Below are 16,812 nucleotides of genomic sequence, written 5' to 3' on the forward strand. Positions count from 1 at the left end.
TGATGGTACTGCTCGGGAGACTGGGTGGGAGAGTAGGACACCGCCGGCCACTCATCTTTGGTGAGTGAGTACGTGGTTGAGGGGAGTGGCACCGCCTGCGGGTGGTGCTGCTCCCCTCATCTGCGTTGCAGGGGCTTCGTCAACGCTGCAGGTGCTCCAGCACCCGGCCCCAGTCGCCCGCGGGCAGGCTGTCGTTCTCCTGGTGCCACGCGATCGCTGCAGCCAGCTCGGCACGGGTCGGCACGGCCGCGGATCCGCCGAGTCGCTGCACCGACAGCGACGCCGCGAGCACCGCGAAAGCCACCGACGTCGCAAGCGACCACCCAGCGGTCCGGCCCCCGCAGAACGCGGCGACGAAGCAGTCACCGGCACCCGTGGGGTCCACCGCGGCGACACGAGGGGCGGCGACCTCGCAGCGTTCCCCGGTCGCGGCGTCCACCGCGATCGCACCCGCAGATCCCCGCGTGACCACGACGAGGCTCGTGCGGGCGGCCAGAGCGTCGAGCGCGGCGGTGGCGTCGGAGGTGCGGGTGTAGGCGAGGGCCTCGTCCTCGTTGGGCACGAACGCGTCCAGCTCGGCGAGGCGGTCAAGCACGGCGGTGTCCCACTGCTCGGTCTCGTCCCAGCCGACCCCGCCGACGACGAGCGTCCCGGCGGTGCGCAGCTCAGCGACCCAGGCGGGGATTCCCTCCGCGATGCCGACGTGGCAGGCGCCGACGGACGGCAGGGGAGCGGGGAGGGCGTCGGACAGCCACGTGGCGCGTTCTTCGTAGGTGACGAAGCTGCGGTCGGCGGCGTTCGTGAGGGCGACGGTCACGGCGGTGTGGACGTCGGGGAGCTCGGCGAGCCAGCGCAGGTCGAGGCGGTCCTCGGCGGCGAGCTCGGTGCGGACGGCCGCGCCGAACACGTCCGTCCCCGTCGCGCCGACGAGAGCGGTGCGGAACCCCAGCCGGGCGCCCGCGACGGCGCGGGTGGCCGTCCCGCCGGCGGTCACGCGGAACCCGTCGGCGAACACCTCGGCGCCGATCGTCGGTGCGGCGACGCCGGACATCACGAGGTCGCAGAACACGCGCCCGCCGAAGACGAGGTCGAGGTCGGGCACGGGTGGGCTCCTCGGAACGGGTGATCGATCGTGCAAGGGATCGCGCAACAGACTAGTCACGGATGCGCGTTCGGTCATAGTCTTCATGCGTGAACGAGCAGCGAGGGGTGGGCGCGTGAAGCTGGCGATCCTCGGGGGTGGCGGTTTCCGCACCCCCTTCGTGTGGCAGGCGCTGTTGCGCGACCAGGGCGACCCGCGGATCACCGCGGTGACCCTGCAGGATGCCGACGAGTCCCGCCTCGCGGGCATGCGCGCCGTGCTCGAGCAGCTCGCCGACGGGTTCGCCGAACCCCCCGTGCTGGAGACGACCACGGACCTCGACGTCGCGCTCGAGGGCAGCGACTTCGTGTTCTCCGCCGTCCGCGTCGGGGGTCTCGCGGGCCGCTGCGCCGACGAGCGCGTCGCCCTCGACCTCGGCGTCCTGGGTCAGGAGACGACCGGTCCCGGCGGCCTCGCGTACGCGCTGCGCACCGTCCCGTTCATGGTCGACGTCGCCGAACGCGTCAAGCGCCTCGCGCCGGACGCGTACGTCCTGAACTTCACCAACCCTGCGGGCATCATCACCGAGGCCATGCAGGGCGTGCTGGGCGACAAGGTCCTCGGCATCTGCGACACCCCCTCCGGCCTCGGCCGACGCGTCGCGATGCTGCTGGGGCACGACCCGGACCACGCCCGCCTCGACTACGTCGGCTTGAACCACCTCGGCTGGCTGCGCCGCGTCGAGGTCCACGGCCGCGACGTCCTGCCCGACCTGCTCGGCGACGACGGGCTGCTGGCTCACCTGGAGGAGCAGCACGTCTTCGGCGCCCCGTGGCTCAAGGCGCTCGGCGCGATCCCCAACGAGTACCTGTACTACTGGTACCGCAACGCCGAGGCCGTCGCCCGCATCCGCGAGTCCTCCCTCACCCGCGGGGAGTTCTTGCTCAAGACGCAGGGCGACTTCTTCGACCAGCTGCCCCGCGCGGGGTCCCGCGCCGCGCAGCTGTGGCGCGAGACCGTCCTGGACCGCAGCGCCAGCTACATGGCCGAGGCCAAGGGCGGTGAGCAGGGAGCGCCGGAGAACCCCGAGCCGCCGGAGACCGACCCCTCCCAGCAGGGCTACGCGGGGGTGGCGCTGGCCGTCATGGCCGCCATCAGCCGCGACGAGCCGTCGACCGCGATCCTCAACGTCCGCAACGGCGCGACGATCGCCGGGCTCCCGGCCGACGCCGTCGTCGAGGTCCCCGTGGCCGTCGACGGGTCCGGGGTCCGGCCGTTCGCGACGGCTGCCCCGGACCTGCACCAGCTCGGGCTCATGCAGCAGGTGAAGGCCGTCGAGCGGCACGTCATCTCCGCCGCCCTGCACGGTGACGAGTCCGAGGCGCTCCTGGCGTTCGCGACGCACCCGCTCGTGCGCTCGGTCGACATCGCCGAGAAGCTGCTCGCCGGGTACGTCGACCGGATCCCCGAGGTCGCGGCCGTCTTCGGCCGGTCCTGACCCCACCCCCCGAGAACGTCAGAACCTCATCGAGGAGTCCCCGTGCACGACGACCGTTCCCTGGTCGAGGGCCGCGTCCAGCGCGTCCTGAACCACCGCATCCGCCCGGCGGTCCACCCGCAGCGCGTCCCCATGACCCTGTCGGCGTGGCTCGTGCCGGACGAACCGGTGCCCGCCCGCGACGCCGTCGCGGCGTTGGAGAACGGTGAGTTCGGCGAGTTCTCGATCGGCACGACGTGGGGCCGGCCGTGGTCGACGACGTGGGTGCGCGCGCAGGCGCAGGTTCCCGCGGAGTGGGCGGGCCGGCGCGTCGAGGCGGAGTTCGACCTGGGCTTCGTCGGGGACTGGCCGGGCAACCAGGCCGAGGCCCTCGTGCACACCCTGGACGGCGTGCCGGTCAAGGGCGTCGCGCCGGACAACAAGATCGTGCCCGTCGTCCGCGACGCGCTGGGCGGGGAGAGCGTCGACTGGCTGCTGGAGATGGCGGCCAACCCCGACGTCATGGCCGACGACATGCGCCCGACCCCGCTGGGCGACAAGTCCACCGCGGGCGAGGCGCACCTCTACACCATGAAGGTCGCCGACCTCGTCGTCCTCGACGAGGAGGTGTGGATGCTCGCCGTCGACGTCGAGTGCCTCGACGACCTCATGCGGCACCTGCCGGAGTCCGAACCCCGCCGGTACGAGATCGCCCGCGCGCTGGACCGCGCCCTGGACGCCCTCGACCTCGACGACGTCTCCGGCACCGCCACCGCGGCCCGCGCCGAACTCGCCGGAGTCCTGGCGTCCCCGGCCGTCGGCAGCGCGCACACGCTGTCCTCCGTCGGGCACGCGCACATCGACTCGGCGTGGCTGTGGCCGCTGCGGGAGACGCAGCGCAAGACCTCGCGCACCTTCGCGAACGTCACCGCGCTCGCGCAGGAGTACCCGGAGTTCGTCTTCGCCTGCTCCCAGGCCCAGCAGTACGCGTGGGTCAAGGAGCGCTCGCCCGAGGTGTACGCCCGGATGCAGGCCGCCGCCGAGGCCGGCCAGTGGGTCCCCGTCGGCGGCATGTGGGTCGAGGCCGACGGCAACCTGCCCGGCGGCGAGGCCCTCGTCCGGCAGTTCGTCACCGGGAAGTCGTTCTTCCGCGAGGAGTTCGGCGTCGACTGCAAGGGCGTCTGGCTGCCCGACTCCTTCGGCTACTCCGGCGCGTACCCGCAGATCGCGCGGCTGGCTGGGATGGATTGGTTCCTCACCCAGAAGATCTCCTGGAACCAGACGAACAAGTTCCCGCACCACACGTTCCGGTGGGAGGGCATCGACGGGACGCAGATCTTCACGCACTTCCCGCCCGTCGACACCTACAACGCGGTCTTCTCCGCCGAGGAGCTGACGCACGCCGTCGAGAACTACTCCGAGAAGGGCCGCGGCACCCGCTCGCTCGCCCCGTTCGGCCACGGTGACGGCGGGGGCGGCCCCACCCGGGAGATGCTCGAGCGCGCCCGCCGGTTCGCCGACCTCGAGGGCTCGCCGAAGGTGACGGTCCAGGACCCGAACCGGTTCTTCGCCGACGCCCGCGCCGAGTACCCCGCCCCGCCCGTGTGGGCCGGTGAGCTGTACCTCGAACTGCACCGCGCGACGTACACGAGCCAGGCCCGCACCAAGGCCGGCAACCGCCGCAGCGAGCACCTGCTGCGCGAAGCCGAGCTGTGGGCGACGACCGCCGCCCTCAATGTCCCGTCGTACTCCTACCCGCACGCCGAGCTCGACCGGCTGTGGAAGATCGTGCTGCTGCACCAGTTCCACGACATCCTCCCCGGCTCCTCGATCGCGTGGGTGCACCGCGAGGCCGAGCAGACCTACGGCCAGGTCCGCGCCGACCTCGAGGCGCTCGTCGCCGAGGCCGTCCACGCGCTCGGCAGCGGGTCGCGCGTCCTGCTCAACACCGCCCCGCACGACCGCACCGAGGTCGTCGGTGACCAGCTCGTCCGCGTGCCGGCGTCCGGGTCGGTCGTCCTGGCCGACGCGGCGCAGGAGCCGGCGACGCCCGTCACCGTCACCCGCACCGACGGCACGCTCGTCCTGGCCAACGGCGTCCTCACGGTCGTCGTCGACGCCGACGGACTGCTGGCCTCCGTCGTCGACGAGGCGGGTGACCGCGAGGTCCTCGCCCCCGGTACGCGCGGGAACCTGCTGCAGCTGCACAGCGACTTCCCGAACTCCTGGGACGCCTGGGACGTCGACCTGCACTACAGGAACCGCGTCGTCGACCTCGTGGCCGCCGACGAGGTCGCGGTCGTCGAGGAGGGCCCGCTGCGGGCCCGCGTACGCGTCGTCCGCACCGTGCGGAACTCGCGCATCGAGCAGGAATACGTGCTCGCGACCGGTTCCGACCGCCTCGACGTGCGCACCGAGATCGACTGGCACGAGCAGGAGAAGTTCCTCAAGGCGGCCTTCCCGCTCGACCTGCACGCCGCGGTGAGCTCCTCGGAGATCCAGTTCGGCCACGTGCAGCGCGCGACGCACACGAACACGAGCTGGGAGCACGCCCGCTTCGAGACGGCGATGCACCGCTGGGTGCACGTCGCCGAACCGGGGTACGGCGTCGCCGTCGCGAACGACTCCACCTACGGCCACGACACGACCCGCGCCGCCCGCGAGGACGGGGGGTCGACGACGACCGTTCGCCTGTCCCTCGTCCGCGGCCCGCGGATGCCGGACCCGCAGGCAGACCAGGGCCGGCACGTCCTGTCGTACTCCCTCGTGCCGGGCGCGCAGATCGCCGACGCCGTCCGCGCCGGGTACGACGTCAACCTGCCGCTGCGCGAGGTCGACGGCCCGGCCGAACTGCCCGAGGCGCCGGTGACGGTGACCGGGGACGGGGCGACGCTGGAGACCGTCAAGCTCGCGCAGGACTCCTCCGGCGACGTCGTGGTCCGCATCTACGAGGCGTGGGGCGCGCGGGCCAAGGGCGTCCTGCGCACGTCGTTCCCGATCGCCGAGGCCACCGTCGTCGACCTCCTCGAGGACCCGGCGCAGGACGGGACCGCGGCGGCCCGCGGGGTCGCCTCGCTGCTGGAGGACGGGACCGTCGGGTTCGCGCTGCGTCCGTTCGAGGTCCTCAGCCTGCGGCTGGCCCGCGCGTGAAGGAGTGGCTGGAGCCCGAGCACGTCGGGCGCCGTCGCGAACCCGTCGGGACGATCCGGCGGGCCGTGCCCGACGACGGGTTCACCTGCGTCGACCTCGACGGCGACTGGCGGTTCCAGCTCCGGCCGCACCCCGAGGCCGCAGAACTCACCACCTGGCGGACCGCGCAGGTCCCCGGGTGCTGGACGACCGAACCCTCGCTGTGGGGGGAGGTGGCGGACCCGCCCTGGTACACGAACGACCAGATGCCGTGGCCGGACCTGCCGCCGACCCCGCCGACCGCGCACAACCCGACCGGCGTGTACCGCCGGGACGTCACCGTCCCGGCGGACTGGGCGGGCCAACGCGTCCTGCTGCACGTCGGCGCGGCCGAGTCCCTGCTGCTCGTCCGCGTCGACGGGGAGGACGTCGGGTCCAGCACCGACTCCCACCTCGCGGCCGAGTTCGACATCACCGCCTGGGCCGCGCCCGGGACGACGGTGCAGGTCGAGCTCACCGTCGTGAAGTGGTCCGCGGCCACGTTCGTCGAGGACCAGGACCAGTGGTGGCACGGCGGGATCACCCGCCCGGTCCGGCTGTTCACCCGGCCGGTGCTGCACCTGTCCGACGTCCGGACCGTCGCGGACGCGGACGGCCGCCTGTCCGTCGACGTCCGAGTCGGGTACGACGGGGGAGAGGGCGCGCGCCGCGGGTACCTGCCCGACGGGTGGCGCGTCGCCGTCCGCCTCGGGGACGACGCGCTGGCCTTCGACGCGGCTGCGCACCGGCGCGACCTCGACGACGAGCGCATCTCCCTCCACCGCGGCCGGGCCCGGTTCCGCGGCGAGTTCCCCGGGATCGCGACCTGGACGGCAGAGACGCCGGTCCTGCACGACGTCACCGTGGAACTGCGGGACGCCGACGGGACGCTGGTGGACTCCGAGGTCCAGCGCGTCGGGTTCCGCACGGTCGAGGTCGTGGGCCCGGACCTGCTCGTCAACGGCCGCCGCATCTTCGTCCGCGGGGTGAACCGGCACGACCAGGACCCGCTGACGGGCCGCGTCGTGACCACGGCACAGGTGCGCGAGGAACTGCTGACGCTCAAACGCTTCGGTTTCAACGCCGTCCGCACGTCGCACTACCCGAACGACCCGGCGTTCTACGACCTCACCGACGAGCTCGGGTTCTACGTCGTCGACGAGGCGAACATCGAGTCCCACGCCTGGGCGCACGAGCTGTGCGACGACCCGGCCTACCTGCCGGCGTTCACGCAACGCGTGGCGCGCATGGTCCGCCGCGACCGCAACCACCCGAGCGTCATCGTCTGGTCGCTCGGCAACGAGAGCGACTACGGCGCGAACCACGACGCCGTCGCCGCCTGGGTCCGCCGCGACGACCCGACCCGCCCCGTCCAGTACGAGGGCGCCATCAAGGACGACTGGACGGCCGGTTTCGCGGCCAGCGACATCGTCTGCCCGATGTACGCCCACCTCGACCAGATGATCGAGCACGTCACCCGGAACCCGCCGCTGCGGCCCGTCATCCAGTGCGAGTACTCCCACGCGATGGGCAACTCCAACGGGTCGCTGTCGGACTACTGGGCCGCGATCGAGTCGCTGCCCGGTCTGCAGGGCGGGTTCATCTGGGAGTTCGCCGACCACGGCATCCTGCAGCGCGAGAACGACCGCCTCCCCGCGGGCCTCGCCGGTGCGGGACGGTTCACCGACGGCGTCCCCGCCGAGGGGTTCCGCTGGGCCCACGGCGGCGACTTCGGGGACACCCCGAACGACGGCGCGTTCTGCCTCGACGGGGTGGTGCTGCCCGACGGCACGCCGAAACCGGTGATGTACGAGCACCGCGAACTCGCCTCGCCCGTGCGCCTCGCGATCGAGGACGGGGTGCTGCGCGTGCGCAACGCCCAGGACTTCTCCGGTCTGGGCCACCTGCGCGCACGGTGGGTCCTCGAGGCGAGCGACGGCACGTCGCTGACGGTGCCCGCAGACCTGCCGGACCTGGCCGCGGGCTGCACCGCCGTGGTCGAGGTCCCCGCAGAACTCGCCGAGGCCGGGGCCGGGGAGCGGTGGCTGCAGCTCGCCGTGACCCAGGCCGAGGGCACGGCGTGGAACCCCGCGGGCGCGGAGGTCAGCCGGCCGTGCGTCCGGTTGCCCGACCGGGAACGGACGGTCGAGGCAGGACCCGCGTCCCCCGTCGGGCTCGACGCCGCCGGTGCTCTGGACGCGACCGGGTTCGCGCGTCCCGGCCTCACGCTGTGGCGGGAGCCGACCGACAACGACCAGATCGCCGGGGACGGTGACCGCTGGACCGCCGCGGGTCTGCGCGACGGGGACCCGGCCGTCGTGGCCGTCGACGGCTCCACCGTGGTGTCCGTCCTCAAGACCACCGCGGGCGAGGTCCGGCACACCCAGCGGTTCTCGAAGGCCGGGCGCACCCTGCACGTCGAGGACCGTGTCGAACTGCCCGCTGGCCTCGAGGACGTCCCGCGCGTCGGCGTCCGCATCCGGCTCGCCGGGACGGCCACCGGCGCCCGGTGGTTCGGCACCGGGCCCTGGGAGACCTACCCGGACCGTCGCACCGCGCCCGTCGGGTGGCATGAGCTGCCCGTGCCCGACCTCGCCGTCCCGTACGTCCGCCCGCAGGAGAACGGCGCCCGCACGCACGTGCGCGAACTCGTGGTGACGACGACCGAGGGGGTGCTGCGGTTCTCCTTCGCCCAGCCCGTCACCGTCACCGTCCACCCCGACGCCGTCGTCGTGGACGGCGCGCACCGGGGTCTCGGGACGGCCTCGTGCGGGCCGAACGCACTGCCGCCGCACCGGCTCGCCGCCGGGACGTACACGTGGTCGTGGTCCGTGACGAGCGAACCGCGGTGAAGTTGCTGCTCGTCGGGCTGGACGGGGTCCGCGTCGACCTCGCCCTGCCCGACGTGGTGGCCGGGGACCCGGCGTTCTCGGCTCCCGACCACCCGGCGGACCCGCGGTTCGTGGCCGGCCCCCGCGAGAGCCCGGTCCAGGAAGGCACCACCGAACGGGTGGCGCCCACCCTGACCCGCCTCGCGGCCGGCGGGCGCGTCGTCCCGGTCTGGGTGACCCCGCCGACGGACTCCGGCCCCGGCTGGGCCTCGCTGCTCACGGGGACGACCCACGAGCAGAACAACGTGTGGTGGAACGAGTTCGTGGGTCACCGGCTCGCGCGCTGCCCCGACCTGCTCTCGCAGGTGTTCTTCGCCGACCCTCGCGCGCGGACCTTCGCCGCGTGCACGTGGCCGGCGCTCGTCGACCCCAGCGGGTCGGGGCCGGTGATCCACACCCGCCCGGACCAGCAGGTCGGCGGGCAGCACCAGCTCTTCGGGGCCACGGACTTCACCGACGGCTGCCGGTCGGCGGACCGGCAGGTGCGCACGCGGGCGGCGTGGGTCCTGAACCACGAGGGGCCGGACGCCGCGTTCGTGCACCTGGAGGGGACGGACGAGGCGGCGCACCGGCACGGCTCGGCCGGGCCGGAGTACCTCGAGGCGCTCGCGGCCGCCGACGAGCACGTGCGGTACCTCGTGAAGGCCGTCGCCGAGCGGTACGAGCAGCTCGGGGAGGACTGGCTGGTCGCCGTGACCACCGACCACGGGCACAAACCCGAGGGTGGGCACGGGGAGGACGAGGTCGTCGTGCGACGGTCGTTCCTGCTGCTGCACCGCATCGGCGGGCGGTTGCCGCCGGCGCTGCTCGACCTGGGGACCCTGCGCAGCCACGAGGTCGTGCCCGCGCTGCTGGCCGCCGTGGGCGTGCGACCGGGGTCCTACGCCGCAAACCACCCCGTCGGGGAGGTGCGGGACGTGCCGTCCACCGGCCCCACCCGGGACCTGCGCTTCGAGTGGTGAGGCCCGCAGGTCACGCGACCGGCGCGGTGCCCACCAGCTCGACCGCGACCCCGGCGTGGTGCAGGACCGAACTCGTCTCCCCGTCCGGCAGCCGGTCGGTCAGCAGGTGCCGGTAGGCGCCGACGTCGCACACGGTGGCCGTCCCGCTGCCGGGGAACTTCGAGGCGTCGGCCAGCAGCACGACCTCGTCGGCGGCGGAGATCATCGCCCGCTTGACGGGGACCTCCTCGGCCACGGTGTCGACCGAGTGCCCGCTGCGGCGGATGCCGCTCGTCCCGAGCAGGAGCAGGTCGGCCCGCAGCTGGCGCAGGCTCTCCTCCGTCAGGTACCCCACGAGGGAGCGGTGGGCCGGGCGGACCTGGCCGCCGAGCAGCACGAGGTCGACGACGGGGTCCTCGCAGAGTTCGGCGTAGACGGCGAGGTTGCGGGTGAGGACGGTGATGGGGCGGCCGTGCAGGTGCCGGGCGACCCGGCCGACGGTCGTGCCGATGTCCAGCAGCACCGACTGGCCGTCCTGCACCCGGGCGGCCGCGGCGCGGGCGATGGCCTCCTTCGGCCCGGCCTGCCGGTCGACGAGGTCGGCGTAGACGTCGTCGCGCACGTCGACGGGCCGGGCGCCGCCGTGGACGCGTTTGAGCAGGCCCGCGTCGTCGAGCTTGACCAGGTCGCGCCGGATCGTGGCCTCGGACAGCCCGAGACGTTCGACCAGCTCGGCGACGGCCACCGGCCCCTTCAGGCGGACGACCTCGACGATGGCCTCGCGCCGCTCCCTCGCTTGCACGATCGACAGAATACCTTGCGCGTTCGCGCATTCGGCAAGTAGCGTTCGCGCAACAACGCCAGTGCTGGCCGCCGAAGATGACTGTTCGGTCACGGCGTCCGGACGTCGAGAAGGGTCTCGCCATGAACCTGTCCCGTCGCAACCTCCTTCTCGGTTCGGGGCTGGCTGCCCTGGGAGCCGGGACGTTGTCCGCCTGCTCCACCAGCGGCACCAGCGGTGGTTCAGCCGGTGGCGGCAGCGAGAGCGGAACCGCCCTCTGGTACTGGGCCGGTGGCCTCAGCGACGACGTCGTCGCGGCCGCCGCGACCCAGTTCCCCGACGCCGGCATCACCCCGTCCGTCATCGGCGGTGACTTCAAGCAGAAGCTGCAGACCACCCTCGCCGGCGGGTCGTTCATCCCGCAGATCACGGGCGTCAAGGGCGAGGACATGCCCTTCTTCCGCACGGTGGCCGACAAGTTCACCGATCTCAACACCCTCGGCGCGCAGGAGATCGCCGCCGACCAGCTCGCCTGGAAGTGGGCCGAGGCGCAGACGCAGGACGGCCAGCAGCTCGGCTTCCCCATCGACATCGGCCCGACCGCGATGTTCTACCGCGAGGACATCCTGGCCCAAGCGGGTCTGCCCACCGACCCCGCCGCCGTCGCCGCCGCGACCTCCACCTGGGACGACTTCTACGTCTTCGGGCAGGAGCTGCACGCCAAGGTGCCGGGCAGCTTCCCCGTCGGGCAGCTCTCCACGGTCTTCACGATCGTCATCGGGCAGATCCCCCAGCGCTTCGTGTCGGAGGACAACACCTTCACCGGCGACAGCGCGGAGATGAAGCAGGCCTGGGACACCACCGTCAAGGCCCAGACCCTCGGCGTCAACGCGAACGCCTCGCAGGACAAGGACGCCAGCCTCGCCTCCGGGGTGATCGCCGTGGAGATGGGCGCCGCCTGGGCGGCCCTGGACATCAAGAACGCCGCCCCCGACACGAGCGGGAACTGGCGGGTCGCGAACAACCCGGTGAAGCCGACGAACTTCGGGGGGTCCTTCCTCACCATCCCCTCCGCGACCGAGGACAAGGAGGGGGCGTTCGAGATCATCAAGTGGATCCTCAGCACGCAGAACCAGGCGCAGGCGTACACCGACGCCAGCATCTTCCCGGCCGACCCCGCCGCCTGGGACCTGCCCGCGCTGACCGGTGGTGACGAGTTCTTCGGTGGCCAGAAGACCATCGACGTCTTCGGCCCGGCCGGCTTGGAAGTCCCCCAGCAGTACGTGGCCGCGTCCGACGCCGCCGTGTCCGCGCCGTACTTCAACGAGCTGACCAACGTCGAGACCGCCGGCAAGGACCCCGAGCAGGCGTGGAACGACGCCGTCGCCGCCGCCAGGGACATCGCGAAGCGACAGGGCGTGCAGTGAGTTCGGCCGGGGTGGACCGGGGGTTCCGGCGCGTCAGCGCCAAGCCCCCGGTCCGGGCGGGTGCTCCCCGGGGGCGCCTGCGGTTCTGGCCGCAGTACGTCGCGGTCAGCCCGTTCTTCCTCCTGTTCGCGCTGTTCGGGCTCTTCCCGGTCGGGTTCTCGGCCTGGTTGGCCTTCCACCGTTGGGACGGGCTCAGCCCCGTCACCTTCGCCGGGCTGGAGCAGTTCCGCTTCCTCGCCGCCGACCCGACCTTCCGCAAGGCCGTCGTCAACACCATCGTCATCTGGGTCCTGTCCACGGTCCCGATGCTCGTCATGTCCCTGGCCATCGCGGCCCTGCTGAACTCGGTACGCCGGTTCAAGACCTTCTACCAGGTCGTGCTGTTCCTGCCGAGCGTCACCTCGATCGTGGCCATCGCCATCTTCTTCAAGGCGATCTTCAACAACCGCGTCGGGCTGGTGAACCAGGTGCTGGAGGGCATCGGCCTGCCCGCGGTGGAGTGGCTGAACGGCTGGTGGACGATCAAGATCGTGCTCGCCCTGCTCATGACGTGGCAGTGGGTCGGGTACAACGCCATCATCTACTTCGCCGGGATGCAGGCCATCCCCGGGGAGGTGTACGAAGCGGCCAAGCTCGACGGTGCCGGGCCCCTGCGGGCCTTCTGGTCGATCACCGTCCCGATGCTGCGGCCGGTGATCCTCTTCACGGTGATCATCTCGACCATCACCGGGCTGCAGACCTTCACCGAACCGCAGGTCCTGTTCGGCACCAACGCCGCGGTCAACCCCAACAGCGGAGGGCCGGGACAGGCCGGGTTGACGATGGTCCTGTACTTCTACCAGCAGGCCTTCAACTACAACAACTACGGGTACGGCGCGGCCATCGCCTACGGCGTCCTGGCGATCGTCGGGGTCTTCGCCCTCGTCAACTGGCGCCTCGTCGCCCGGTCGGAGAAGTGAGCTCGATGGCTTTGCGCACCGTTCCCCCCGCCACCGTCGGGGCCCGCCCGCGCCGGAGCCGCGGCGTGCGGAACCCGGCGCGGTGGGCGCACGTCCCCCTGGGGCTGACCGCCCTGGTGCTGTTGTTCCCGTTCTACTGGACCGTGGTCATGGCCACGAACACGAACGCGGACTTCTACCGCCGGCCCCCCGAGGTCGTGCCCGGGACGCACCTGCTGGACAACGTCTCCTCGGTGCTGACCAGCCTGAACTTCTTCGGGTCGATGGCCAACACGTTCATCGTCGCGGCGTCCGTCACCGTGCTCGTCCTGTTCTTCGACTCGATGGCGGCGTTCGCCTTCGCCAAGTACGAGTTCCCGGGCAAGCGGTTCCTGTTCGCCCTCATGATGCTGTTCTTCATGCTGCCGGCGCAGCTGTCGACGGTGCCGCAGTTCATCACGATGAGCGAGCTGGGGTGGGTCGGGACGCTGCAGGCGCTCATCGTGCCGGCGGCGGCGAACGCCTTCGGCATCTTCTGGATGCGTCAGTACATCGCCAGCGCCATCCCGGACGAGATCCTCGACGCGGCCACCGTCGACGGGTGCGGTTTCTTCCGCCAGTACCTGCTCGTCGTGCTGCCCGTCATCCGCCCCGGCCTGGCGTTCCTCGGGATCTACACCTTCGTCGCGGCCTGGAACGACTACGTCTGGCCGCTCATCGTCCTGGTGAACCCGGACATGCTCACGCTGCAGGTCGCGCTGTCGCAGCTGAACACCACCCGCGGCACCGACTACGCGGTCGTCATGGCCGGCGCCCTCATGGCCATCGTCCCGCTCGTGGTGGTCTTCCTCCTCTTCTCCAAGCAGTTCGTCGCCGACTCCGTCAAGGGCGCGGTCCGCTGATGGGGCGGACCGTCGCACGCGCCGCCCGGCCGCAGGAGCGGGAGGAGACCGGCGCCCTCGTGGGAGCCGCCTTCTCCGCCGACCCCCCGCCGCGTCGGGCGCCCGACGGTCCCGACGGCGAGCGGTTCCTGCACCGGGTGGTGGCGGACGAGGACACCGGCCGGGTCCTGGCGACCGCCGCGGCCCGCCTGTGCGGGCAGTGGTGGGGTGGCCGCCGGGTCCCCGCCGCCGCCCTGGCCGGGGTCGCGGTCGACGTCACCGCGCGCGGGCGCGGCGTCGGGCGCGCGCTGGTCGCCGACACGTTCGCCGCCGCCCGCGCGGCGGGCGCGCACGTCGTCGCGCTCGTCCCCTCCACCCACGCCTTCTACGCCAAGGCCGGCTGCGGTGTCGCCGGCCGCCGGTCCGTGTACGCGATCGGGACCCACGACCTGCGGGCCCTGCCGCGCGACCGCTCGCTGACGTACCGGGAGGCGACGGCGCAGGACGCCCCCCGCGTCGCCGAACTCGTCGCCGCGCACGGCGCCCGCACCAACGGCGTCCTGGACCACGACACCGGGACCGGCTCGGCCGTCCCCTACGTCGCCGAGCGCGACGGCGCCGTCGTCGGCTTCTGCGCGCTGGGGCGTCGGCCCGTCCGTCCCGGTCACGGCGGGAACTACGCCGTCACCGTCCTCGACCTGCTCGGTGCCGACCCCGCCGCGGAGTTCGGGCTGTGGCGCGACCTCGCCGCCGACGAACCCAGCGCCCGTGAGGTGCACGCCCTCGTCCGCCCCGGCGGGTTGCTGGAACAGCATCTGCCCCGGCAGACCGAGGTCCTCGAGGACGCCACCTGGATGCTGGGCCTGCTCGACGTCCCCGCCGCGCTCGCCGGGCGCGGGTACCCCCGAGGCGTCACGGGCGGTGTCGTCCTGGACGTCACCGGCCACGGCGTCCTCACCCTCGACGTGGCCGACGGCGCGGGCACCGTCACCCCCGGGGGAACCCCGTCCGTGCAGGTCGGCCCCGCCGACCTCGCGTCCCTCTACGCCGGGCACCTCGACCCGTCCACGGCCCGGTTCGCCGGTCTGCTGCACGGCGACGACGACGCGGTCGGCCTCCTGCGCACCCTGTTCGCCGGACCGCCCGCCGTCATCGCCCGCCCGTTCTGAACCACCCCGGCCGCACCACCCCGACGAGGAGAGAACACCCGTGACCCTGCGCTGGGGAGTCCTCGGACTCGGCACCATCAGCCGCGCGATCCACCTGCCGCTCATCGCCCGGTCGCCCGGGCACGACCTCGCCGCCGTCGCCGACCTCGACCCGGACCGGTGCGCGGAACTCGCCGCCGCGTACGGCGCCCGCGCGCTCACCCCGGAGGAACTGTTCGCCGCAGGCGACGTCGACGCCGTCCTCGTCGCCACCCCCGGCCGGCACGCCGCGCACGCCGTCACCGCGCTCGAGGCCGGCAAGCACGTCCTGGCCGAGAAACCGTTCGCCCTGTCCGCCGAGGAGGTCGGCGCGGCGATCACCGTCGCCCGCCGCACGGGACTGCACCTGCAGGTCGGGTACATGAAGGTCCACGACCGGTCCGTCGACGTCGTCGGGGCCGCGCTGCCCGAGCTCGGCGCGGTCCGCCTGGTGCAGATCAGCGTCCGCCACCCCGTCGACGCGCCGCAGGTCGAGCACCTGCGGACGGCGCCGCCGGCCCCGCTGCCCACCGCGGCGGTCCCGCTCGTCGCGGCCGACGACGCCGCCGAGGAGCGCGCCCTCGACGCGTCCGTCGGCGCGGACACGTCGCCCGCCCTGCGCCGGTTGTTCCGGTCGGTGCTGTGCGGGTCCGTCGTCCACGAGCTGTCCCTGCTGCGCGGCCTCGGTTTCGGCACCCCCGAGTTCGACCACGTCGACCTGCTCGCCTGGGAGGGGGGAGCACCGCCCACCGTGTTCGCGACCGGACGCCTCGACGGCGGGGCGCGGTTCGTCCTGGACTGGGCGTGGACGCCGGACCGCCCCGACTACACCGAGACCGTGCGCATCACCACGACGGCCGGGGAGGTCGTCGTCGACGTCGCCCCGCCGTACCGGCTCGACGCGACGAGCCAGGTGACCGTCACCGGTCCGGACGGGACGCACCACCCGCCCGCGGGGGCCGACGGCGCGTTCCAGCGCCAGCTCGAGGCGTTCGCCGCCGCCGTCTCCGGTTCCGCCCCGCACCCGGGTTCGGCGCCCGAGGGTGCCCTGCACGACCTCGCAGCGCTGCAGCGGATCGTGGAGCTGGCGCGGTGACGAACCGGGTGAGCGGCCAGTGGATCGCCGGTGCCCCGGTGAGCTTCGGCGTCTGGGGTCCGCACACCGGTGCCCCCGACGGGGACGGCGACGCGATCCTGCGCACGCTCGCGGCGCAGGGGTACACCGGCAGCGAACTGGGCGACACCGGGTTCCTCGGCGACCCGGACCGGACCGCGGACGTGTTCGCGGCGCACGGGCTCGCGCCCGCCGGGGTGTACGTGGGGCTGCCGCTGGCGCGGGGGGAGTGGAGCGCGCAGGGTCGCGCCGCGTTCGCGCTGACCTGCCGCACCCTGCGCGCCGTCGTCGACCGGCACGCCCTCACCGCCGGGGACCACGGTGCCCCGGCGGCGCGGATCGTCCTGGCCGACGACGGGGCCCCCGGGCTGGACGCGCCGCGCGACCCGGCGGACCGTTCCTCCGGCCTGGACGACCGCGCGTGGGCGCGAGCCGTGGACGTGCTCGCCGAGGCCGTCACCATCGCCTGCGAGCACGGGCTGGCCCGGACCTTCCACCCGCACCTGGGCACGTTCGTGGAGTCCACGTGGGAGGTGGACCGGCTGCTCGCCACGACCCCGCTGGGGGTGACGCTGGACACCGGGCACGCCCTGCTCGCCGGCACCGACCCCGTCGAGGCCGCCGACCGCTGGGCCGGCCGGATCGACCACGTGCACGTCAAGGACGTCCGGCTCGCGCCCCTGCACGCGGCGCGCCGGGCCGGGCCCGCGTCGCTGCGGGACTGGTGGACGCAGGCCAACGTCCCCCTCGGACGGGGGGACGTCGACCTCGCCGGTGTCCTGGACGCGGTGCGCCGCACCGGGTACGCGGGGTGGCTCGTCGTCGAGCAGGACGCCGCCCCGCACGGCGGACCGCAGTTGGCGCAGTTCGCCGCGGACCAGGAGCGCAACCTGCGCGTGCTGCGGGAACTGCTCGGCGACTGACGG

Annotated in this window: 12 protein-coding genes; 10 read left to right on the top strand and 2 right to left on the bottom strand. The window is 73.2% G+C overall.

The genetic code is table 11. From position 1 onward, the window contains the following. Nucleotides 1–139 precede the first annotated feature (139 nt). A complete protein-coding gene (locus AB2L28_RS16145) occupies nucleotides 140–1,102 on the bottom strand; it encodes a carbohydrate kinase family protein (protein ID WP_370720013.1) in 963 nt (320 codons plus the stop codon). Between the two features lie 115 nt (nucleotides 1,103–1,217). Here AB2L28_RS16145 and AB2L28_RS16150 point away from each other — a divergent pair, with 115 nt between their 5' ends. The 4 genes from AB2L28_RS16150 to AB2L28_RS16165 are packed head-to-tail and all read left to right on the top strand — an operon-like array spanning nucleotide 1,218 to nucleotide 9,579. Then, nucleotides 1,218–2,579 (top strand): 6-phospho-beta-glucosidase, encoded by a 1,362-nt coding sequence (locus AB2L28_RS16150; protein ID WP_370720014.1) that lies wholly within the window; start codon nucleotides 1,218–1,220, stop codon nucleotides 2,577–2,579. A 42-nt stretch (nucleotides 2,580–2,621) separates the two neighbouring features. Then, the gene (locus tag AB2L28_RS16155) at nucleotides 2,622–5,708 is read left to right on the top strand and encodes an alpha-mannosidase (RefSeq protein WP_370720015.1); all 3,087 of its coding nucleotides are present in this window, start codon (nucleotides 2,622–2,624) and stop codon (nucleotides 5,706–5,708) included. Next, nucleotides 5,705–8,578, top strand: a complete 2,874-nt coding sequence (locus AB2L28_RS16160; RefSeq protein WP_370720016.1) for a glycoside hydrolase family 2 TIM barrel-domain containing protein — start codon at nucleotides 5,705–5,707, stop codon at nucleotides 8,576–8,578. The genes AB2L28_RS16155 and AB2L28_RS16160 overlap by 4 nt, the downstream gene beginning before the upstream one ends. Next, nucleotides 8,575–9,579: an alkaline phosphatase family protein gene (locus tag AB2L28_RS16165; RefSeq protein WP_370720017.1), complete on the top strand. Its 1,005-nt coding sequence runs from the start codon at nucleotides 8,575–8,577 to the stop codon at nucleotides 9,577–9,579. Before AB2L28_RS16160 ends, AB2L28_RS16165 begins: the two co-directional genes overlap by 4 nt. Before the next feature lie 10 nt (nucleotides 9,580–9,589). On the opposite strand, the gene AB2L28_RS16170 is transcribed toward AB2L28_RS16165, so the two are convergent. Beyond that, the gene (locus tag AB2L28_RS16170) at nucleotides 9,590–10,360 is read right to left on the bottom strand and encodes a DeoR/GlpR family DNA-binding transcription regulator (RefSeq protein ID WP_370720018.1); all 771 of its coding nucleotides are present in this window, start codon (nucleotides 10,358–10,360) and stop codon (nucleotides 9,590–9,592) included. 122 nt (nucleotides 10,361–10,482) lie between these two features. On the opposite strand from AB2L28_RS16170, the gene AB2L28_RS16175 reads away from it, so the two are divergent. Genes AB2L28_RS16175 through AB2L28_RS16200 form a run of 6 tightly spaced genes read left to right on the top strand, consistent with a single transcriptional unit; the run spans nucleotide 10,483 to nucleotide 16,809 of the window. After that, nucleotides 10,483–11,766, top strand: a complete 1,284-nt coding sequence (locus tag AB2L28_RS16175) for an ABC transporter substrate-binding protein (RefSeq protein WP_370720019.1) — start codon at nucleotides 10,483–10,485, stop codon at nucleotides 11,764–11,766. After that, nucleotides 11,763–12,725 carry a carbohydrate ABC transporter permease gene (locus AB2L28_RS16180; protein WP_370720020.1) on the top strand — a complete coding sequence of 321 codons (963 nt, stop codon included), beginning with the start codon at nucleotides 11,763–11,765 and terminating at the stop codon, nucleotides 12,723–12,725. Before AB2L28_RS16175 ends, AB2L28_RS16180 begins: the two co-directional genes overlap by 4 nt. A gap of 5 nt (nucleotides 12,726–12,730) precedes the next feature. Continuing rightward, nucleotides 12,731–13,606 carry a carbohydrate ABC transporter permease gene (locus AB2L28_RS16185; RefSeq protein ID WP_370720021.1) on the top strand — a complete coding sequence of 292 codons (876 nt, stop codon included), beginning with the start codon at nucleotides 12,731–12,733 and terminating at the stop codon, nucleotides 13,604–13,606. Then, on the top strand, nucleotides 13,606–14,754 hold the full coding sequence (locus tag AB2L28_RS16190) for a GNAT family N-acetyltransferase (protein ID WP_370720022.1): 1,149 nt from the start codon (nucleotides 13,606–13,608) through the stop codon (nucleotides 14,752–14,754). Before AB2L28_RS16185 ends, AB2L28_RS16190 begins: the two co-directional genes overlap by 1 nt. A gap of 40 nt (nucleotides 14,755–14,794) precedes the next feature. Next, nucleotides 14,795–15,868 (top strand): Gfo/Idh/MocA family protein, encoded by a 1,074-nt coding sequence (locus AB2L28_RS16195; RefSeq protein ID WP_370720023.1) that lies wholly within the window; start codon nucleotides 14,795–14,797, stop codon nucleotides 15,866–15,868. Between the two features lie 8 nt (nucleotides 15,869–15,876). Next, a complete protein-coding gene (locus tag AB2L28_RS16200; protein WP_370720024.1) occupies nucleotides 15,877–16,809 on the top strand; it encodes a TIM barrel protein in 933 nt (310 codons plus the stop codon). The last annotated feature ends 3 nt before the right edge of the window (nucleotides 16,810–16,812 follow it).

It is taken from the genome of Kineococcus mangrovi (assembly GCF_041320705.1).
GTDB classification, from domain to species: Bacteria; Actinomycetota; Actinomycetes; order Actinomycetales; family Kineococcaceae; genus Kineococcus; species Kineococcus mangrovi.